18 protein-coding genes are annotated in these 17,900 nt (G+C 69.9%); 13 read left to right on the forward strand and 5 right to left on the reverse strand.

Translation table 11 applies throughout. The features are described 5' to 3' along the window. The first annotated feature begins 29 nt into the window (after positions 1 to 29). From ndk to rsmI, 11 genes are all read left to right on the forward strand, one after another. Entirely contained in the window at positions 30 to 452 is a 423-nt protein-coding gene (gene ndk, locus JYJ93_RS20440; protein ID WP_120546387.1) for a nucleoside-diphosphate kinase, read from the forward strand. A 151-nt stretch (positions 453 to 603) separates the two neighbouring features. Next, a complete protein-coding gene (locus JYJ93_RS20445; protein WP_206793756.1) occupies positions 604 to 1,419 on the forward strand; it encodes a siderophore-interacting protein in 816 nt (271 codons plus the stop codon). An 88-nt stretch (positions 1,420 to 1,507) separates the two neighbouring features. Beyond that, the gene (gene rlmN / locus JYJ93_RS20450; protein ID WP_206800395.1) at positions 1,508 to 2,638 is read left to right on the forward strand and encodes a 23S rRNA (adenine(2503)-C(2))-methyltransferase RlmN; all 1,131 of its coding nucleotides are present in this window, start codon (positions 1,508 to 1,510) and stop codon (positions 2,636 to 2,638) included. A gap of 102 nt (positions 2,639 to 2,740) precedes the next feature. After that, the gene (rpsP, locus tag JYJ93_RS20455) at positions 2,741 to 3,001 is read left to right on the forward strand and encodes a 30S ribosomal protein S16 (RefSeq protein WP_014397299.1); all 261 of its coding nucleotides are present in this window, start codon (positions 2,741 to 2,743) and stop codon (positions 2,999 to 3,001) included. Between the two features lie 23 nt (positions 3,002 to 3,024). Continuing rightward, complete coding sequence (locus JYJ93_RS20460) at positions 3,025 to 3,309, forward strand: KH domain-containing protein (protein ID WP_014397298.1); 285 nt, start codon at positions 3,025 to 3,027, stop codon at positions 3,307 to 3,309. Further along, entirely contained in the window at positions 3,306 to 3,854 is a 549-nt protein-coding gene (gene rimM, locus JYJ93_RS20465; protein WP_206793757.1) for a ribosome maturation factor RimM, read from the forward strand. The genes JYJ93_RS20460 and rimM overlap by 4 nt, the downstream gene beginning before the upstream one ends. Further along, a complete protein-coding gene (gene trmD / locus JYJ93_RS20470) occupies positions 3,851 to 4,588 on the forward strand; it encodes a tRNA (guanosine(37)-N1)-methyltransferase TrmD (protein WP_206793759.1) in 738 nt (245 codons plus the stop codon). The genes rimM and trmD overlap by 4 nt, the downstream gene beginning before the upstream one ends. 119 nt (positions 4,589 to 4,707) lie before the next feature. Continuing rightward, positions 4,708 to 5,097, forward strand: coding sequence for a 50S ribosomal protein L19 (gene rplS, locus JYJ93_RS20475; protein WP_206793760.1), 390 nt, complete (start codon positions 4,708 to 4,710; stop codon positions 5,095 to 5,097). A 101-nt stretch (positions 5,098 to 5,198) separates the two neighbouring features. Further along, positions 5,199 to 7,109: a chromosome segregation protein SMC gene (locus tag JYJ93_RS20480; protein ID WP_206793762.1), complete on the forward strand. Its 1,911-nt coding sequence runs from the start codon at positions 5,199 to 5,201 to the stop codon at positions 7,107 to 7,109. 38 nt (positions 7,110 to 7,147) lie between these two features. After that, complete coding sequence (locus JYJ93_RS20485; protein ID WP_161662756.1) at positions 7,148 to 7,513, forward strand: YraN family protein; 366 nt, start codon at positions 7,148 to 7,150, stop codon at positions 7,511 to 7,513. 13 nt (positions 7,514 to 7,526) lie between these two features. Next, a complete protein-coding gene (gene rsmI, locus JYJ93_RS20490) occupies positions 7,527 to 8,360 on the forward strand; it encodes a 16S rRNA (cytidine(1402)-2'-O)-methyltransferase (protein WP_206793764.1) in 834 nt (277 codons plus the stop codon). Positions 8,361 to 8,394: 34 nt separating this feature from the next. On the opposite strand, the gene JYJ93_RS20495 is transcribed toward rsmI, so the two are convergent. From JYJ93_RS20495 to JYJ93_RS20515, 5 genes are all read right to left on the reverse strand, one after another. Next, positions 8,395 to 9,681, reverse strand: a complete 1,287-nt coding sequence (locus tag JYJ93_RS20495; protein ID WP_206793766.1) for a hypothetical protein — start codon at positions 9,679 to 9,681, stop codon at positions 8,395 to 8,397. A 78-nt stretch (positions 9,682 to 9,759) separates the two neighbouring features. Beyond that, a complete protein-coding gene (locus JYJ93_RS20500; protein WP_206793768.1) occupies positions 9,760 to 10,791 on the reverse strand; it encodes a M23 family metallopeptidase in 1,032 nt (343 codons plus the stop codon). A gap of 76 nt (positions 10,792 to 10,867) precedes the next feature. After that, positions 10,868 to 12,292: a sigma-54 dependent transcriptional regulator gene (locus JYJ93_RS20505; RefSeq protein ID WP_206793770.1), complete on the reverse strand. Its 1,425-nt coding sequence runs from the start codon at positions 12,290 to 12,292 to the stop codon at positions 10,868 to 10,870. Positions 12,293 to 12,316: 24 nt separating this feature from the next. Beyond that, positions 12,317 to 13,189, reverse strand: a complete 873-nt coding sequence (encA, locus tag JYJ93_RS20510) for an encapsulin nanocompartment shell protein EncA (protein WP_014397288.1) — start codon at positions 13,187 to 13,189, stop codon at positions 12,317 to 12,319. Between the two features lie 63 nt (positions 13,190 to 13,252). Further along, on the reverse strand, positions 13,253 to 13,753 hold the full coding sequence (locus tag JYJ93_RS20515; protein WP_206793772.1) for a ferritin: 501 nt from the start codon (positions 13,751 to 13,753) through the stop codon (positions 13,253 to 13,255). Between the two features lie 105 nt (positions 13,754 to 13,858). Here JYJ93_RS20515 and murJ point away from each other — a divergent pair, with 105 nt between their 5' ends. Together murJ and JYJ93_RS20525 are read left to right on the forward strand one after the other, a co-directional pair. Continuing rightward, on the forward strand, positions 13,859 to 15,592 hold the full coding sequence (gene murJ / locus JYJ93_RS20520) for a murein biosynthesis integral membrane protein MurJ (RefSeq protein ID WP_206793774.1): 1,734 nt from the start codon (positions 13,859 to 13,861) through the stop codon (positions 15,590 to 15,592). A 228-nt stretch (positions 15,593 to 15,820) separates the two neighbouring features. Continuing rightward, positions 15,821 to 17,830, forward strand: coding sequence for a S1 RNA-binding domain-containing protein (locus JYJ93_RS20525; protein WP_206793776.1), 2,010 nt, complete (start codon positions 15,821 to 15,823; stop codon positions 17,828 to 17,830). Positions 17,831 to 17,900: the final 70 nt, after the last annotated feature.

Below are 17,900 nucleotides of genomic sequence, written 5' to 3' on the forward strand. Positions count from 1 at the left end.
CACGACCCACACACGAGGAGCCAAACACCATGGCCATCGAGCGCACGCTGTCCATCATCAAGCCCGACGGAGTGAAGAACAACCACGTCGGCGAGATCATCGCCCGGTTCGAGAAGGCGGGCCTGAAGCCCGTCGCCATCCGCCGTCAGCAGCTGTCCCAGGCGGAGGCCGAGGGCTTCTACGCCGTCCACAAGGCCCGGCCGTTCTTCAAGGACCTGGTGTCCTTCATGATCTCCGGCCCGGTGGTCCTGATGGCCCTGGAGGGTGAGAACGCCGTCCAGAAGAACCGCGACCTGATGGGCGCCACGGACCCGAAGAAGGCCGACAAGGGCACCATCCGCGCGGACTTCGCCCAGAGCATCGACGCGAACACGGTCCACGGCTCGGACAGCCTGGAGAACGCGAAGAACGAGGTCGCGTACTTCTTCCGCGAGACCGAAATCCACGGCTGAGCAGCTTCTTCAGCCTGGTGACAGCGGCCCGGTGTCCACGCCCCACGCGGCGCGGACCCGGGCCGTCGTCTTTTCCGAAGTTCGTCGGCCTTGCCCTCGTCGGCGCTCCTTGCTAGCGATAATGCAAATCACTATCGACAAGGACTCATGCATGAGTGGCGATTCGGAGCGCGTGGCCCGTCGTGGGCCGTTCCCGGTGAAGTTGCGGTTGCTGGAAGTGCAGCGCGTGACGCGGCTGTCGCCGCACATGGTGCGCGTGACGCTGGGCGGCCCGGAGCTGGAGGGCTTCTCGTCTCCCGGCGCGGATGACCACGTGAAGTGCTTCTTCGCGAAGCCCGGCGTGAAGAAGCCGGACATGCCGGTGGTGGGGCCCCACGGCCTGTCCATGCCGGAGGGGCTGGAGAAGCCCGCGTCGCGCGATTACACGCCGCGCCGCTTCGACCCGCAGGCGAACGAACTGGACATCGACTTCGTGCTGCACGGTGAAGGCCCCGCGTCGTTGTGGGCGCAGCAGGCGAAGCCCGGCGACTTCATGGGCATTGGCGGTCCGCGCAGCACGCACGACGTGGCGGACGACTTCGACTGGTACCTGCTCGCCGGGGACCAGAGCGCGCTGCCGGCGATTGCCCGGCGCCTGGAGGAGCTGCCGGCGGGCCGGCGCGCGTTCGCCTTCATCGAGGTCGCGGACGCGGCGGAGGAGCAGCCCATCGTCAGCAAGGCGGACGTGAAGCTCACCTGGCTGCACCGGGGCAGCGCGGAGGCCGGCACCACGAAGCACCTGGAGGACGCGCTGCGCGCCTGGGCGCAGCCCGCGGGGGAGGGGTTCGTGTTCGTGGCTGGAGAAGCCAACTCGCTCAAGCCCATCCGGGAACACCTGGTGAACGAGCGTGGTCTGAACAAGAGCTGGATGCGGGTGACGGGCTACTGGAAGCGCGGCGTCGCCGAGCACCACGACGCGAAGGGGTAGGCAGGGAAGGGGGCGGGCTCTCCTTTGACTTGCCGTGCCTTCTTGTGGGAAGCACGCCTCACTGCCCTTCGTTAGCCCCGACTGAATGATGTCCGAGCCTACCGCCACAGCCCTCCCAGTCACCGAGCCCCTGCCGGTGCCGGCCCCCGCGAAGCTGGTCGACGTGGCCAGCCTGTCTCGCGAGAAGCTCGCGCTGTTCCTGAGCGAGGAACTGGGCGAGCGCCCGTTCCGCGCGGCGCAGCTCTACCGCTGGCTGCACCAACGCGGCGCCACCTCGTTCGACGAGATGACGGACCTGTCCAAGGCCCTGCGCGAGAAGCTCAAGGTCAAGGCGGAGATCGTCCCGCTGGTGAAGGACCTGGAGCAGCGCAGCGTCGACGGCACCATCAAGTACCGCTTCAAGACGCGCGACGGGCGCTTCATCGAGTCCGTCTACATGCCGTCGGAGGACCGCAAGACGCTCTGCGTGTCCACGCAGGTGGGCTGCGCCATGGCCTGCTCGTTCTGCATGACGGGCACGCTGGGGCTGAAGCGCAACCTGACGCCCGGGGAGATTGTCGCCCAGGTGCACGCGGTGAACCGCGAGGTGCGCGCCAACGAGGGCCTGGAGACGCTGCGTCCGCTCACGAACCTGGTGTTCATGGGCATGGGCGAGCCGCTCCACAACTTCGAGAACCTCAAGACGGCGCTCTCCATCCTCCAGTCGGAGGAGGGGCCCAACTTCAGCCACCGGCACATCACCGTCTCCACCGTGGGCCTGGTGCCCATGATCGAGCGCTTCGGCCAGGAGACGGACGTCAAGCTGGCCATCTCGCTCAACGCCAGCACGGACGAGCAGCGCAGCAAGACGATGCCGGTGAACCGCAAGTGGAACATCCAGGCGCTGCTGGATGCCTGCCGCAAGTTCCCCCTGCGCCAGGGCCGCCGCATCACCTTCGAGTACGTGCTGCTCAAAGGGTTCAACGACACCGACGAGGACGCGCACCGGCTGAAGGAGCTGCTGCGCGACATTCCCGCGAAGGTGAACCTGATCCCGTACAACGAGAACCCTGGCCTGGGGTTCCAGACGACCGGCGAGCAGCGGGCCGAGGAGTTCCGGGCCATCCTTGCCGAGGCCCACGTCGCGGCATACATCCGGAAGAACCGGGGCCGGGACATCGCCGGGGCCTGTGGTCAGCTCGCCAACCGCGACGAGACGGCCGCTGAAGCCCCGGTGTGACATAAGCACCCGAGCTTCCTTGACAATCCAGTCGGCGGGGCGCTAAGAGCGCCCCCCTCCGCCTGTTACCGTAGAAGTCACACGATTTCGCTGGAGCGTTCCATGGCCGTTGTCCTCCGTCTTGCCCGCGCGGGCGCCAAGAAGATGCCGTACTACCACGTGGTTGCCACCGACTCGCGCAGCCCGCGCGACGGCAAGTTCCTGGAGCAGGTCGGTTCCTACGACCCCAACCACAGCCCCGCGAAGGTGCAGTTCAACGAGGAGCGGCTGAACTACTGGCTGAAGAGCGGCGCGCTGCCCTCCGAGACGGTCGCGGACCTCATCAAGACGGCGAAGAAGCAGGCCCCGGCGACCACCGCCTGAGCACGCCCCCGTCTGGACAAGACGTGGAGCCGCTGCTCACGTATCTGGCGAAGGCCCTGGTTGATCAACCCGACCAGGTCACCTTGCGCATCTCCGAGGCGGATGGCGGCCGGCTCTATGAGCTGAAGGTCGCCCCCGAGGACGTCGGCAAGGTCATCGGACGTGATGGGCGCACCGTGAACGCCCTCCGGACGCTGATCAACGCCGCCGCCCAGAAGCAGGGCCAGAAGGTCCGCCTGGAGATTCTCGACGACCGCCGCGCCCCGGGTTCGCCCCCGGCGCCGCCCGCTCCGGACGCCGCGCGGTGAGCGCGCAGCCCTGTCTGGAGCTGGGCTACGTGGCCCGTGCGCACGGGCTGCGCGGCGAGGTGGCGGTCAGGAGCTTCGACCCCGCCTCGGAGACGCTCGGCACCGTCGAGCGCGTCCGGCTGCGCCTGCGCTCCGGTGAGGAGCGCGAGTACGCCCTGGAGACCTTCCGTCCGGCCAACAAGGAGGACCTGGTGTTCTTCGAGGGCGTGGAGTCCCGCACGGCCGCCGAGGCGCTGGTGGGCGCGAAGGTGTTCGTCTACCGCGAGGACCTGGAGCCGCCCGAGGAGGGCGAGTTCTTCCAGGGCGACCTCGTGGGGCTTGCCGCCGTGGACGAGCAGGGCGCCTCCCTGGGCACGGTGGAGGAGGTCTGGGCCACCGGTGAAGTGCCCAACCTGGTGATCCGCGCGAAGGGCCGGCCAGAGCTGGTGGTGCCCTTCGCGGATGAGTTCGTGCCGGCGGTGGACGTGCCCGCGGGGCGCATCGTGATCCGGCCTCCGGAGTACCTGGAGGCGGACGGACCGGAAGGCCCTGGAGACGGCGGGTGAGCTACCGCGTGGAGCTGCTCACGCTGTTCCCCGGGATGGTGTCCGGCTATCTGGGCGCGAGCATCCTCGGGAAGGCCCAGGAGAAGGGGCTGCTCTCCGTCACGCTCACCGACGTGCGCGACTTCGCCGAGGGCAAGCACCGCGTCACCGACGACGCGCCCTACGGCGGCGGCGCCGGCATGGTGATGAAGCCCGAACCCCTGGTGGCCGCCATCGAGGCCGCCCGGGCCCGTCAGCCCGGGGCGAAGGTGCTCCTGATGAGCCCCCGGGGACCCACGTTCACGCAGGCGACGGCGAAGGAGCTGGCGCGGCACGAGGCCGGGCTGATCCTCGTCTGCGGCCGGTACGAAGGCGTGGACGAGCGGGTGATGCCCTTCCTGGACGGCGAGCTGTCCCTGGGCGACTTCGTGCTCACGGGCGGGGAGGTGGCCGCCATGGCGGTGGTGGACGCGGTGGCGCGGCTGGTGCCCGGAGTCCTGGGCAACGAGGCGTCGTCCGTGGCGGAGAGCTTCGAGGAGAACCTCCTGGAGCACCCGCACTACACCCGGCCGCCCGTCTTCAGAGGGGCCGAGGTGCCGGCCGTCCTCCAGTCCGGCGATCACGCCCGCATCGCCCGGTGGCGCCGGTGGAAGGCCATCAAGCTGACGCAGGAGCGGCGGCCCGACCTGTTCGCGCGGCTGGAGTTCAGCAAGGCGGATCAGAAACTGCTCGCCAGGGAAGAAGAAGCATTGTAACCCTCCGTGTTCTCGCGGAACCTTTTGTTGCAGGCTTGTTCGTCCCGGCGGTCTCTGCTAGGACGGCCCGCTCTTTTCCACGCGTCCTACGCGTCAAGTTCCGCTTTCTGGAGTCCGTCATGCGCCGCAGCCTCATCGAGCACGTCGAAAACAAGTTCCTGCGCAAGGACATCACCGAGTTCCGCACGGGTGATTCCGTTCGCGTCCACTGGAAGGTCAAGGAAGGCGAGAAGGAGCGCGTGCAGGCCTTCGAGGGCGTGGTCATCCGCAAGACCAAGGGCACGAACCGCGCGACCTTCACGGTTCGCAAGATGTCCTTCGGCGTCGGCGTGGAGCGCATCTTCCCCATCCACAGCCCGCGCTACGAGAAGATCGAGGTCCTCACCCGCGGCGACGTGAACCGCAAGCGCCTGTTCTACCTCCGCGAGCTGAAGGGCAAGGCCTCGCGCGTGGACGTGCTGGTGGACCCGGAGAAGCTCGCCGCCAAGGCTGCCGCCGCCCGGGGCTAGTAGGTCTTCAGAAACCCTCTCGCGGCCTTCGCGGCCGCGTGCGAGAAGGAGCGTCCATCACTGGACGCTCCTTTTTTCGTTCGGGCTAGACTGCGCGCGCCATGCACTTCGTCGAGGTCGCCATCCAGAACGTCCGCGGGTTCTCTCCCGCAGGGCGCTTCCCGCTGAAGACCGGGTACCTCATCCTCAAGCCGCCCACGGCGGACGTGCTGCCACTGGCGAACGTGGCGCTGTCGCTGCTGTTCGCGGATGGCCGGGGTGGAGACGCGAGCCTCGTGGGCTCCGCGGGGCGCTCCGGCAAGGCCGCGCTGACGTTCGTGGGGCAGGACGGGATGACGTACCGGATCTTGCGCGAGCTGGGCGGTTCCGGATCGCTGCACCGGCTCAATCCCGCCACCAGCCAGCCGGAGCTCGTGTCCACGGACGTCTCGGAGATCAACCAGTACCTGCGCGGCCAGGCGGGCCTGCCTCCGCGCACCACCTTCGAACAGGTGTACTGCCTCCAGTTGGTGATGCTGCCGTCGCGCCGGCCCCGCAAGAGCGTGGCCAAGGCCGCCGCGGCGGCGGGTGCGAAGGCCTCCGGGACCACGCCGTCGCTGGCGGCCGCCTCCCAGGTGACGCCGGCGGAGGACATCCCGGCCGCCGAGGCGAAGGTGAAGGTGCTGCAGAAGGAGCTCGTCACCGCGAAGGAGGTGGATCAGCTCCAGTTCAAGGTGGACGAGCTGGCGTCGCTCATCTTCGAGGCGGACTCGAAGCTCAAGGGCGGCGAGGGGCTCAAGGAGGCCATCGCGAACGCGGAGGCCGCCTGGCGCGCGGCGCCCTCGCCGGAGTCGCTGGGCCTGCCGCTGGACATCCTCACGCGCGTGAAGCGCTACCCGAAGGCGGTGGCGCGGCGGGACGAGGCGCTGGCGCGGCTGGAGACGGACCGCGAGCCGGAGCAGGAGGACGTGTCGCTGAAGGTGCCGCCGCTCACCGAGAACCGCTTCTTCTGGGGGGGCCTGGGCGCGGGCGTGCTCTTCATGGGCCTGAGCGTGGGCCTGGGCATCGTCGCGGCGCACCCCATGTGGCGCTACCTGGCGTTGATCAACATCCCCGCCTTCGGCACGGCCGCGTGGATGGCGCTGCGCTACGTGGACGACCTGCAGCACGCCACGCGCAAGGGCTCCAAGGACAACCGCAAGGACGCGCGGCAGAAGAAGATCCTCGACGAGTTCGAGCTCGAGGAGGCGCCGGTGCGCATGGCCATCAAGGCCCTGAACCTGGAGTCCCACACGGAGATCCCAGCCGCGCTGGAGCAGAAGGACCTGCTCGGCATCCGGCTGGGAGAGCTGCAGACGCAGCTGGAGGAGTACGAAGCCTCCCCCGAGTACCAGGCCGCCCTGCGCGACGGACAGGAGCTGCGCGCGCAGCAGGAGACGCTCAACGCGGAGCTGTCCGCCAAGGGCACCTACGTGCGCGACCTGCGCGAGGTGGAGCGGGAGCTGTCCCGCCTGAAGGAGTCCATCGCGCTGGCGAAGGCGCCCCCGGTGCCGGTGGCCGCGGCTCCGGGCCAGACGCCGGCGCCGGTGGATCCGCTGGAGGACCCGTCCCCCCTGGTGCTGTCGCAGGCCGCGGACGTGCTCACGACCGACATGCTGTCGGTGCAGGCGCTGCTGAAGGACCGCTGCGTGCAGTACCTCACCGCGCTCACGGACCGGCGCTATCAGGGCGTGGAGTGGGACCGCGAGGGCAACGCCTTCCTGCTCACGCAGAACAACCGCATCCCCGTGGGCGAGCTGTCCCCGAAGGACATCGACCTCTACTACCTGGCGCTGCGCATGACGGTGGTGGAGAAGACGTGCGCCCGGGTGAAGCGTCCCTTCCTCCTGGACGACGTGCTGACGGGCGTGGACGAGGCGAAGCTGCCCCTCGTCGCCCGCATGCTCAAGCACCTGGGCACGCTCACGCAGGTGCTGCACGTCACCGCCCACCCCGGCTTCGGCCAGATGTCGGACGGCACCGTTAACGTCTAGCCGCCGCGAGGAAGCACCTGGGGCGGCGGGGGACGGACATGGGGACGCGGCGGGACGTGGGGGACGTGGCGGAGGCGGAGGGCGTGCGCCTGCTGGAGTCGCAGGGCTTCCGGGTGGTGGCGCGCAACTGGACGTGCCGCTACGGCGAGCTGGACATCGTGGCGGAGCAGGGGGAGCTCGTGTGCTTCGTGGAGGTGCGCATGCGCTCCACGGCCGCGTGGGGAGACCCGTCGCACACCGTGTCCTTCGCCAAGCAGCGCCGGGTGGTGAAGGCCGCGCTGCACTATCTCTTCCAGAATGGCATCGACGGGCGCATGGTGCGCTTCGACGTCATCTCCGTCGTGGGCCAGGGCGAGCACGCCCGGGTGGAGCACCTGCCCGCCGCCTTCGACGCTGGCATGTAAAGGAATCCATCCCTTGGCTGGAACGCTCTACCTCGTGGCCACGCCCATCGGGAACCTGGGGGACGTCACCGCCCGGGCCCTGGAGACGCTGCGCACCGTGGGCTTCCTCGCGTGCGAGGACACCCGGCACTCACGCATCCTGTTGGACCACTTCGCCATCACCGGGAAGGACCTGGTGAGCCTGCCCGCCTTCGCGGAGGGGCAGCGCGCCGGACGCATCCTGGACCGCATCGAGGCGGGGGAGGACTGCGCGCTCGTCACCGACGCGGGCAGCCCCGGCATCAGCGACCCGGGAGAGAAGCTGGTGGCGGAGGCGCTGGAGCGCGGCCTGAAGGTGGAGCCGGTGCCCGGGCCCACGGCGCTGGTGGCCGCCCTGAGCGCGTCAGGCCTGCCCACCGGGCGCTTCCACTTCCTGGGCTTCCTGCCGCGCAAGGGGCCGGAGCGCCGGGCCATGTTGGATGAAGTGGCGCCCCTGTCCGCCACCTGCGTCCTCTACGAGTCCCCGCGCCGCCTGGCGGAGACGCTGGTGGACCTGCAGGAGGCCTGGGGCGACCGCCGCGCGTGCGTGGCGCGCGAGCTGACCAAGCTGCACGAGGAGTTCGTCCGGGGGCCGCTGTCCGCGCTCGTGGCGCGCTACGCGGGCGAGGAGACCCGGGGCGAGGTGGTGGTGCTGGTGGAGGGCCGCACCGGGGAGCAGCGCTGGAGCGAGGAGGAGCTGCGCCGGGCGCTGGAGTCGGGCCTGGCTCGCGGCGAGAAGCTCAAGCCGCTGAGCACGGAGCTGGCCCGCCGCGCGGGGTGGCCCGGCCAGGAGGTGTACCGGCTGGGCCTGGGACTGAAGCAGCGGTAGGGGAGCCCCGCCGCTGCTTCGTCGGGTGCGGCCTTCAGAAGCTGAAGGTCGCGCCGAGGTCGAAGCGGAACGTGGTGCTCTGGATGGCCCGGAAGCGGCGGGACACCAGGTCGTAGCGCCAGTCGAACGTGGGGTTCAGCTCGTCCGAGCCCGGGGCGGTGTCCACGGTGCCGTCGCCGTTCAGGTCCTGGCCAATGGCCTCGGTCGTGAGCAGGTGGTCCGTGTTGTAGAGGAAGTTGCCGGAGGCCCGGATGGTGAAGGCCTGCGCGGCGCGGGCGGTGACGCCCAGCTGGCCACCCACCTGGAAGTAGTCGTCGGAGGTGAGCAGCTTGCGCAGCGCGGAGCTCAGCTCGTTGTAGTACCGGCCGCGGCCCACGTAGTTGCCCAGCAGCCGCACGTCCAGGGCGAACTTCTGGGACCGGGCCGCGTTCTCGAAGGGCACCAGCTCCATGCCGAAGGTGAGCGCCGTCTGCGAGGGGGCCTGGATGCCCGTCTCCTTGCGGGTCCACGGCTCCTTGTAGCAGTTGTACGGCGCACCCAGGTTGCCCGGGGCGGGAGCACCGGACTGATCGCAGTTGGAGTACGCGCCGGGGCCGCGCACCGGGATGGTGTGGGACGCCTTGAAGTACGGCTCCGCCACGCCCATCTTCCGCGAGAAGGACGTGTAGAGCTGGTACTTGTGGACGCGGTCGCCCACGTTGCCGCGGTCGCCGTCCGGGTCGGTGTTGTCCAGGCTCGGGTCGCGCTGCTTGGCGGTGGGCGCCTCGTAGTCGATGCCGACGATCCACGTGGGCTTGGTGTCGTCCTTCTCCTGGTTGAAGAAGGCGTACGCCAGCCCGAAGTGCATGTTGCCCAGGCCGCCGCGGTAGCTCTCCTGGGGGACCTGGAAGAGCCGGCCCACGCAGCCCTCGGCCGAGTACGGCGAGCCGTCCGCGTTGAAGCAGCTGTTGGTGATGGTGGAGTTGCCCTGGGTCGTCCCCGAGACGAAGTTCCAGGTCTCGTTCTGCTGGAAGACGATGGGCAGCTTGAAGCTGAACTCCAGGTCCTTCCAGAGGCCGAAGGCCACGGCGAGGTTCAACCGCGCGTCCGTGCCCTTGTACCAGAGCTCGTTGACCTCCGAGACGTTGGTGGCGTCACCCCCGCGAAGCTGCTCGCGGACGATCTTCGCGCGCGTCTGCGTGCGCTCGAAGCCCACGTCGAGGAAGAGGTCGAACGGATCATCGTCCTCGAACGAGGAAGCAATCCGAGTGATCTCCGCCGCGCTGGCGGCGAACGGCACGCCCAGCGTCAGCGCGGCGATGACGGCGCGAAACCTGTGCATCCACTACCTCCGACGACCACGGCCCAGGCCTGCCAGCTAGCCGTGCCGTCGGAGGAGTGTCAAGAAATGGGTGGGGCTTTACTTCCCCGCGACGGACGTTCCCAGCAGTCCGTCCAGCCGCTGGACCTCCGTGTCGAAGGCGCCCTTCTGGGCGGCCGCCAGGGACGCGCGGAAGGTCTTGTGCTGGTCGAAGGGGTCCAGGACCCGGTTTTCGCCCAGCATCAGCTGGTAGTGCAGGTGGGGGGCGAAGGAGTGGCCCGTGTTGCCGCTCTGGGCCAGCACCTGGCCCACGTTGACGCGCATCCCGGGCTGGATGCTCTTGGGCAGCTCCGCCAGGTGCAGGAAGAGGGCGCGGCGGCCCTTGCCCCCGGACTCCACCAGCTCGATGCAGTTGCCGTTGCTGCCGAAGTTCCAGTTCTTGCGCTTGATGACGCCCGCGAAGGGCGCCCGGACCGTCGTGCCCACCGGCGCGCGGAAGTCCACGCCCTTGTGGCCGCGGCCGTCGCGCAGGAGCGAGGTGATCTGCTCGTAGCTGTCGATGGGCGACTTCTCCATCCGCAGCTCCAGCTCGTCGCCGCCGGGCAGGTAGTAGCGGGCGTTCTGCTCACCCGCGGGCGTGAAGCGGTAGGCGCGGTGCGTCTGGCCCGTCTTGCCGCTCACGAAGCGCACCGCGTACACCAGCGGCTCCTCGTTGGGGCGGCGCTGGAAGAGGACGTCCAGCGTGTCCCCCCGGAGGATTTCGCCGGGGACGCGCACCCACCACACCAGCGTGCGCGTCACCACCTGCGCCAGGGCGGGGCCCACGGTGGCGTCGGAGGCCTGGACGAGCGCCGTCTCCAGCGGGCCCTCGATGCGGATGGACACGCGCTCCAGGCCGGCGGCCTTCACGGGGTCGGTGGGCGCGGGCGGAGCCACGGGCGCCTGGGCCACGGTGCCGGCGTCCAGCGCGGACGCGGTCTGCGAGGCGACGTCCATGGGGACATCCGCCATGCGCTGTTTCCACCACCACACGCCACCCGCGGCCGCGCCGAGGATGACGGAGACGGCAACCACCGGTCCGAAGGGATTGCGCTTCGGTGGTCCACCGAGGGTGGGAAGATTCGGCCGCATTCAGGCTCCCTGAGGGTAAGAAGGTACGCGGGGGCCGAAACCGCTGGCGAAGAAGCGATATTTCGGCGGCCCCAGGCTACTCGTCCGGGCCGTCGTCCTGCCCGTCCGGGGTGGTGTCGCGCAGGCCGAACTCCTTCATCTTCGTCTGGAGTGACTTGCGGCTGATCTGCAGGAGGCGCGCGGCGCGCGTGACGTTGCCGCCCGTCTCCTCCAGCTTCTTGACGATGAGGTCCCGCTCCAGCTCCGCGGCCTTCATGCGCACGATGTCCTTGAGGCCGACCTCGCCCACGGGGACGTCCAGCGTGCCCAGCGAGGCGGCGACCTGTGCCCCCGCCTGCACGCCCGCTCCCCCGCGCACCGGCTCCGGCAGGTCCTTCGCCGTGATGAGGGGGCCGTCCGCGAAGAGCAGCACGCGCTCGATGAGGTTCTCCAGCTCGCGGATGTTGCCCGGCCACGCGTACGCCTGGAGCAGCGCGAGCGCGTCGTCGGCGATGCCTTCGATCTTCTTGTGGAGGCGCCGGTTGTACTTGTCCACGAAGTGCGAGGCGAGCATCGGGATGTCGCCCCGGCGCTCGCGCAGCGCGGGCAGCACGATGGGCACCACCGCCAGCCGGTAGTACAGGTCCTTGCGGAAGCGGCCCGCTTCGATCTCCGCCTGGAGGTCGCGGTTGGTGGCGGCCACCAGGCGCACGTTCACGCGCGTCGTCTTGATGCCGCCCACGCGCTCGAACTCGCCCTCCTGGAGCGCGCGCAGCAGCTTCACCTGCATCTCGACGGGGATCTCGCCGATCTCGTCCAGGAAGAGGGTGCCCTCGTCGGCCAGCTCGAAGCGGCCGGGCTTGGACGTGACGGCGCCGGTGAAGGCGCCCTTCTCGTAGCCGAACAGCTCGCTCTCCAGCAGCGTGGCGGGGATGGCGGCGCAGTTGATCTTGATGAACGGCTTGTCGCGGCGGCTGGACGCCCCGTGCAGCGCGGTGGCGATGAGCTCCTTGCCCGTGCCGCTCTCGCCGGTGATCAGCACCGTGGAGGGCGTGTCCGCCACCTTGTCGATGATCTTGTAGACGTCTTGAATCTGCGGCGACTCGCCGATGATGGCGGACCGGGCCTTGTGGTCCGCGCGCACGGAGCGCTTGGCGCTCTCGTTCGTCTTGGCGGCCTTGGCCACGACGGAGGAGAGCTCCGCCTGATCAAAGGGCTTGGTGATGTAGTCGAACGCGCCCGCCTTGATTGCCTCCACCGCGGAGTCCACGGTGCCGTGCGCGGTGATGATGATCACCGGCACGTCCGGGTTGGCGGCGCGCACGGCGGCGAGCACCTCCATGCCGCCCAGCTTGGGCATCACCAGGTCGGTGACGACGATGTCCGCGCCGTTCTTGTGGAACTCGGCCAGGCCCTGCTCGCCGTTCTCCGCCACGGTGACATCGAACCCGTCGCGGCGCAGCAGGGCGGCCAGCACCTTGCGCAGGTTCGTCTCGTCGTCGATGACCAGGACCTTGGCCATGAGTCTTTCGCGCGGGGCCGCGACCTAACGGCGTGCCGGAGGAGCGGCGGGGACGGCGCCTTCCAGCGTGCAGATGGCGTCCGGGTGCTTGATGCGCAGGAGCAGCGATTCCAGCACGCGGAACGGGTGGTTCATCTTGCTGGCGCCCAGGTAGGCCGCGACCATGTCCATGGCCACCGCCAGGTCCATGTTCTCCCGGCCCGTGGACACCACCACGCCGGACTCACCGCGCAGGCGGTTGGACTGGTAGACGCCGTCGGCAGCCAGCTGGCTGATGGTCTGGATCTCCAGCACGCCCGTCTTCTCGTAGATGCGGTGCAGCTGCGAGTACAGGCGCGGCGACAGCACCACGGCGTAGGGCCCGAAGTGGCCGGCCTCGTTGAGCTTGCGCGTGGCCTCCACGATGGTCTGGAAGCCGCCGCCCGGCGCCGTCCAGTCCCCGAGCGTGGCGGTGAGGCGGCCATTGGCCGTCATCAGGCCCTCGTAGCCCAGGCGCTGGTCGCCGTAGAAGATGAGCTCGTCCTCCTGCTGCGCGCACAGCGCGGCGGCGCCGGCGGCGGCGGACACGTCCAGCGGCATGTTGTGCGTGCGCGCCGCCTCGATGTCCCGCCAGTGCAGCAGGAAGTCCTTGTAGATGATGGGGATGGTCTTGAACTTGCGGACGTCGGTGAAGACCATCGCGGTCTCCTGCTCACCGACGATGTCCACCGCGCCCGGGGACACGCCCTGGAACTCGTCGTAGGCCACCGTCTGCACGCCCGCGCCCAGCGGCCCGTAGATGTCCAGGATGCGGCGGCCCACCAGCGAACGGCGCGCCACCTGGATCACCGTCTCGTTGAGGCGCGCCCACTCCTCTTCGCGCAGCGGGTTCTCGGCATGTCCAAGGAAGTCAGGCATCGGTGTCTCCGTCACGAGCGGCGGCAGAGGAGGGGAGAGGAGAAGGAAGGAAACGAAAGGGTTCTAACGACCGCCACCGGAGCCGCCGCTTCCACCGCCGCGGCGCAGGCTGCCGATGGTGAGCGGATGGCCGTTGGCCGAAGGCGGCGGCGCGGGGACGCCGTAGATGAGGCGCTGGGGCGGCAGGGACGTCAGGGGCTCGTTCGCCAGGCGGCCCACCGCGGCCGGGGCGGGTGGCGGCGCGCGCGTCACCACGGGCGGCGGTTCGGCGGCGGGCAGGGCGGGCTCCGAGGGGGCCCCCCCCACGGCGGCCTGGAAGTGGCCGGGGACGAAGGGCCTGGCGAAGTGCGCGTCCTGACCCTTGTCGAGCATGCGGAGCATGTGGGTCGCCTCGGACACGTGCTCCTTCTCCTCCGCCGCCAGGTGGAGGAAGAAGGCCTTCACTTCCGGGTGGGTGGAGTCCTCGGCGAACGCCTCGTACTCATTGATGGTCTCGAGCTCGCGCGCCAGGACGGCGCGGATTCTCGCGACGTCGGACCGCTCGGTGTCGGACTTTCCGGCCATTGGGGGCGGACCCTCGCAACCCGTGGGGAGACCGTCAAGTGAAACAGCGGTCGAAGGGTTTCCTGCTGCATGCCGAAGAACGCCGGACGTAGAGTCCGCCCCTTCGTGACCGCCCCCGCACCCGCCTCGCCTCCGCCCGCCGGCCCTCCGGCCGCGCCTCTTCCGTCCAGCCCTGAACGCAGCGCGGGAGGCCGGGGCGCGATGCTGGTGGGCATTGGCATCCTGGCGTCGCGCCTGATGGGGCTGGTGCGCGAGCGGGTCTTCGCGCACTACCTGGGCAACGCGGAGGCCGCCGCCGTCTTCAAGGCCGCGCTACGCATCCCCAACTTCCTCCAGAACCTCTTCGGTGAAGGCGTGCTGTCGGGCTCCTTCATCCCCGTCTACGCCCAGCTGTTGGGCAAGAAGGACGGGGACGAGGCGGACCGGGTCGCGGGCGCGGTGTTCGGCCTGCTGGCCATGGCCACCGCGGTGATGGTGGCGCTGGGCATGCTGGCCACGCCGCTGTTCGTGGACCTCATCGCGCCGGGCTTCCAGGGAAACGAGCGCGACCTGGCCGTGCGGCTGGTGCGCATCCTCTTCCCGGGCACGGGCTTCCTGGTGCTGAGCGCGTGGTGCCTGGGCATCCTCAACAGCCACCGGCGCTTCCTCCTCTCCTACCTGGCGCCCGTGGTGTGGAACGTCGTCATCATCGCCACGCTGCTGGGGGTGGGCGGCGTGTACGGCACGGCCGGGGGCCGCGCCGCGGAAGAGGCCGTGACGGAGTGGCTGGCCTACGGCGTGGTGCTGGGCAGCTTCCTCCAGTTCGCGGTGCAGGTGCCCACGGTGATGCGCCTGCTGGGCCACTTCCGCCCGGTGCTATCGCTGGCGAGCGCCTCCGTGCGCCAGGTGCTGAAGAACTTCGGGCCGGTGGTGCTGGGGCGGGGCGTGGTGCAGTTCAGCGCGTGGGTGGACACCGCCTTTGCGTCGCTCATCTCCAACCGCGCGTTGTCCTCGCTGCTCTACGCGCAGACCATCTACCTCATCCCGGTGAGCCTCTTCGGCATGGCGGTGTCCGCCGCGGAGCTGCCGGAGATGGCGCGCGCCACGGCGGAAGGGGAGGCCCAGGCGCACACGAAGCTGCGAAGCCGCATCGACGCGGGCTCGCGGCGCATCGCCTTCTGGGTGGTGCCCTCCGCCGTGGCGCTCTTCTTCCTGGGGGACCTGGTGAGCGGCGCGCTCTTGCAGACGGGCCGCTTCGGCGCCTCGGACTCGCGCTACCTCTGGTACCTGCTGATGGGCGCGGCGGTGGGCCTGGTGGCGTCCACCGTGGGCCGGCTCTACGCCTCCGCCTTCTACGCGCTGAAGGATCCGAAGACGCCCCTGCGCTTCGCCATCGTGCGCGTGGCCCTGGGGACCGTGAAGGCCTGGTTCCTGGCGCTGTGGCTGCCCGAGCGGCTGGGTCTGCCCCGGGAGCTGGGCGCGGCGTTCCTCACCCTGTCCAGCGGCATCGTCGCCTGGGTGGAGACCACGCTCCTGCGACGCAAGCTGCGCTCCATCGTGGGGCCCGTGGGCCTGCCTTCGGGGCTCCTGCCCCGGCTGTATGGCGCGGCGGTGGTGGGCGGGCTCGTGGCCCTGGCCGTCAAACAGGGGCTCACCGGCCTCCTGGGCCCCATGCCCGGGGTGGCGGCGGAGTGGGGCGGGACCCTGCTGGTGCCGCCCCGGCTGCACCCGGTGCTGGGCCTGTTGGCGACGGCGGTGCCCTTTGGCGTCGTCTACTTCGCGGTGTCCGCCGCGCTGGGCGTCCCGGAGGCGGGCGCCGTCTTCCGGAAGGTGGGCCGCAAGCTGGGGCTCGCCCGGTAGACGCGGCGCGGCGCCCGGCGGCACGGCTGCCCCCCAGGCAGTGTCTGGGGGCTCAAACGGAATGCAGGACAGGCCCCTTTTCGTTGGGATAGGAGGCCGATTGTGAAGGGGATGGCCGCATGCGGCTTCCTCCGGGCATGGCGCGCGTGTAAAGTCCGCCGCCTTTTTCAAGAGGCCCTGACTTCAAGGAAGTCCCGGGTCGGAAATCGTCAACGGAAGGTCTCGGCAGTGAGCGACGAGAAGAGCGGCGGAAATTCGGGCGGTCCTGGCGGTTTCGGTCCCAAGAAGCCGAAGGCCACGTTTGGCGACGTGATGCTGGGCATCCCTTCTGGGGGCCAGGGCAACGAGCGCGGCGGTGGCCGTGGCGGCCGGGATGAGAAGAGCGGGCCGGGCCGCGGTGATCGCGGGCCTCGCGACGCCCAGTCGCAGCCCCGTCCCCAGGGCGACGCGCCCCGTGGCGGCGGCGAGCGCGGCGGCGGCCGTGGCGGCGAGCGCCGGGGTGGCGGTGGAGGCGGCGAGCGCCGTCCGTCCGGCCCCATGGTGGTCGTGAAGCGGGCCTCGGGCTCCATTGAGACGCGCGCCCTGGAGGGTGAGAAGCCCGCCGAGGCGACCGCGACCGCGGAGCAGACGGGCGCCGACGCGCAGGCCTCCGCGGCCTCCACGCCGGCTCCGGCCCCGCGTCCGGTGACGCCGGCCCCCGCGGCGTCCAGCCCGCTGTACGACGAGGTCCCGGAGACCGAGTCCTTCGCGGACATGTTCGAGGCGCAGGTCAAGGACGGTGGCGCTCCCGGCCGCCGTGGGGTGCGCGTGGGCGAGAAGGTCGCCGGCACCATCTTCCAGCTGGGCGCGGACACCGCGTTCGTGTCGCTGGACGGCTCCGCGAAGTCGGAGGCGATGATCGAGCTGCGCGAGCTCAAGGACGACGAGGGCATCCTGCGCTTCGGCGTGGGTGACCGCCTGGAGGCGCACGTCGTGGAGATGGGCGCCAAGGGCATCATGCTCAGCCGCGCGCTCGCCAAGGGCAACGCGTCCTTCGCGATGCTCGCGGAGGCCCGCGCCTCCGGCATGCCGGTGGAGGGCCTGGTCCTCAGCGTGAACAAGGGTGGCGTGGAAGTCGCCATCGGCGAGACGCGCGCCTTCTGCCCCATCAGCCAGCTGGACATCCGCTTCGTGGAGAAGCCGGATCAGTTCATCGGCGAGAAGCTCCAGTTCCGCGTGACCGAAGTGCGCGACCGCAACGTCGTGCTGTCGCGCCGCTCGCTGCTGGAGGACGAGCAGCGCCGGCTGGCGACGGAGACGCGCAAGACCCTGGCCGTGGGCAAGACGGTCAAGGGCAAGGTCTCCGGCGTGCGCGACTTCGGCGTGTTCGTCGACCTGGGCGGCGTGGAGGGCATGATCCCCGTCTCCGAGCTCTCCTACACGCGCGTCGCGCACCCCAGCGACGTGGTGAAGCAGGGCGACGATGTGGAGGTGGAGATCCTCCGCATGGAGGAGGGCCAGCCCAACTCCCCGGACAAGGCCAAGCAGAAGGAGCGCATCACCCTGTCGCTGCGTTCGCGTCAGGAGGATCCGTTCAAGAAGGCGCTGGAGGAGATCAAGGAGGGCGACCGCCTGCAGGGCAAGGTCGTCCGGCTCCAGCCCTTCGGCGCGTTCGTAGAGCTGCGCCCGGGCGTGGACGGCCTGGTGCACATCTCCGCGCTGAGCGACCGGCGCATCGCGCACCCGCGCGACGCGGTGAAGGAAGGCGAGGTCATCTGGGTCTCCGTCGAGAAGATCGACCCCAATGACAAGCGCATCGGCCTGCGCCGCATCTCCGAGGAGGAGGCCCAGCGTCCTCCCGAGGAGCGTCCCGCGAAGGAGGCCCAGGCCCCGTCCGCTCCCAAGGAGCCCGCGGCGCCCCGTCCCAAGGTGGGCGCGGTCGTCGTCGGCAAGGTGGACCGGCTGGAGCCGTACGGCGTGTTCCTCGCGTTCCCGGGCGGCAAGGGGCTCATCCCCGCCAGCGAGACGGGCACCGACCGCGGCACGGACATGCGCAAGCACTTCTCCATCGGCCAGGAGCTGAAGGTGGCGATCATCGACATCGACGCCTCCGGGAAGATCCGCCTGTCCATCCCCGCGGCCATCCGCGCGGAGGAGCGCGCCGAGGTGGAGGCGTGGCAGAAGACGCAGCAGCCGGTGGGCGGCGGCAAGAAGGGCTTCGGCACCTTCGCGGATCTGCTCAGCAAGCTGGGCAAGTAGTGACGTCACGCCATCTCGGCGCTCGCCCGCGACAATGCGATGGGGCGCCGAGATAGGTGTTGACGGTAGC

This window comes from Corallococcus sp. NCSPR001 (assembly GCF_017309135.1).
Classification (GTDB): Bacteria; Myxococcota; Myxococcia; order Myxococcales; family Myxococcaceae; genus Corallococcus.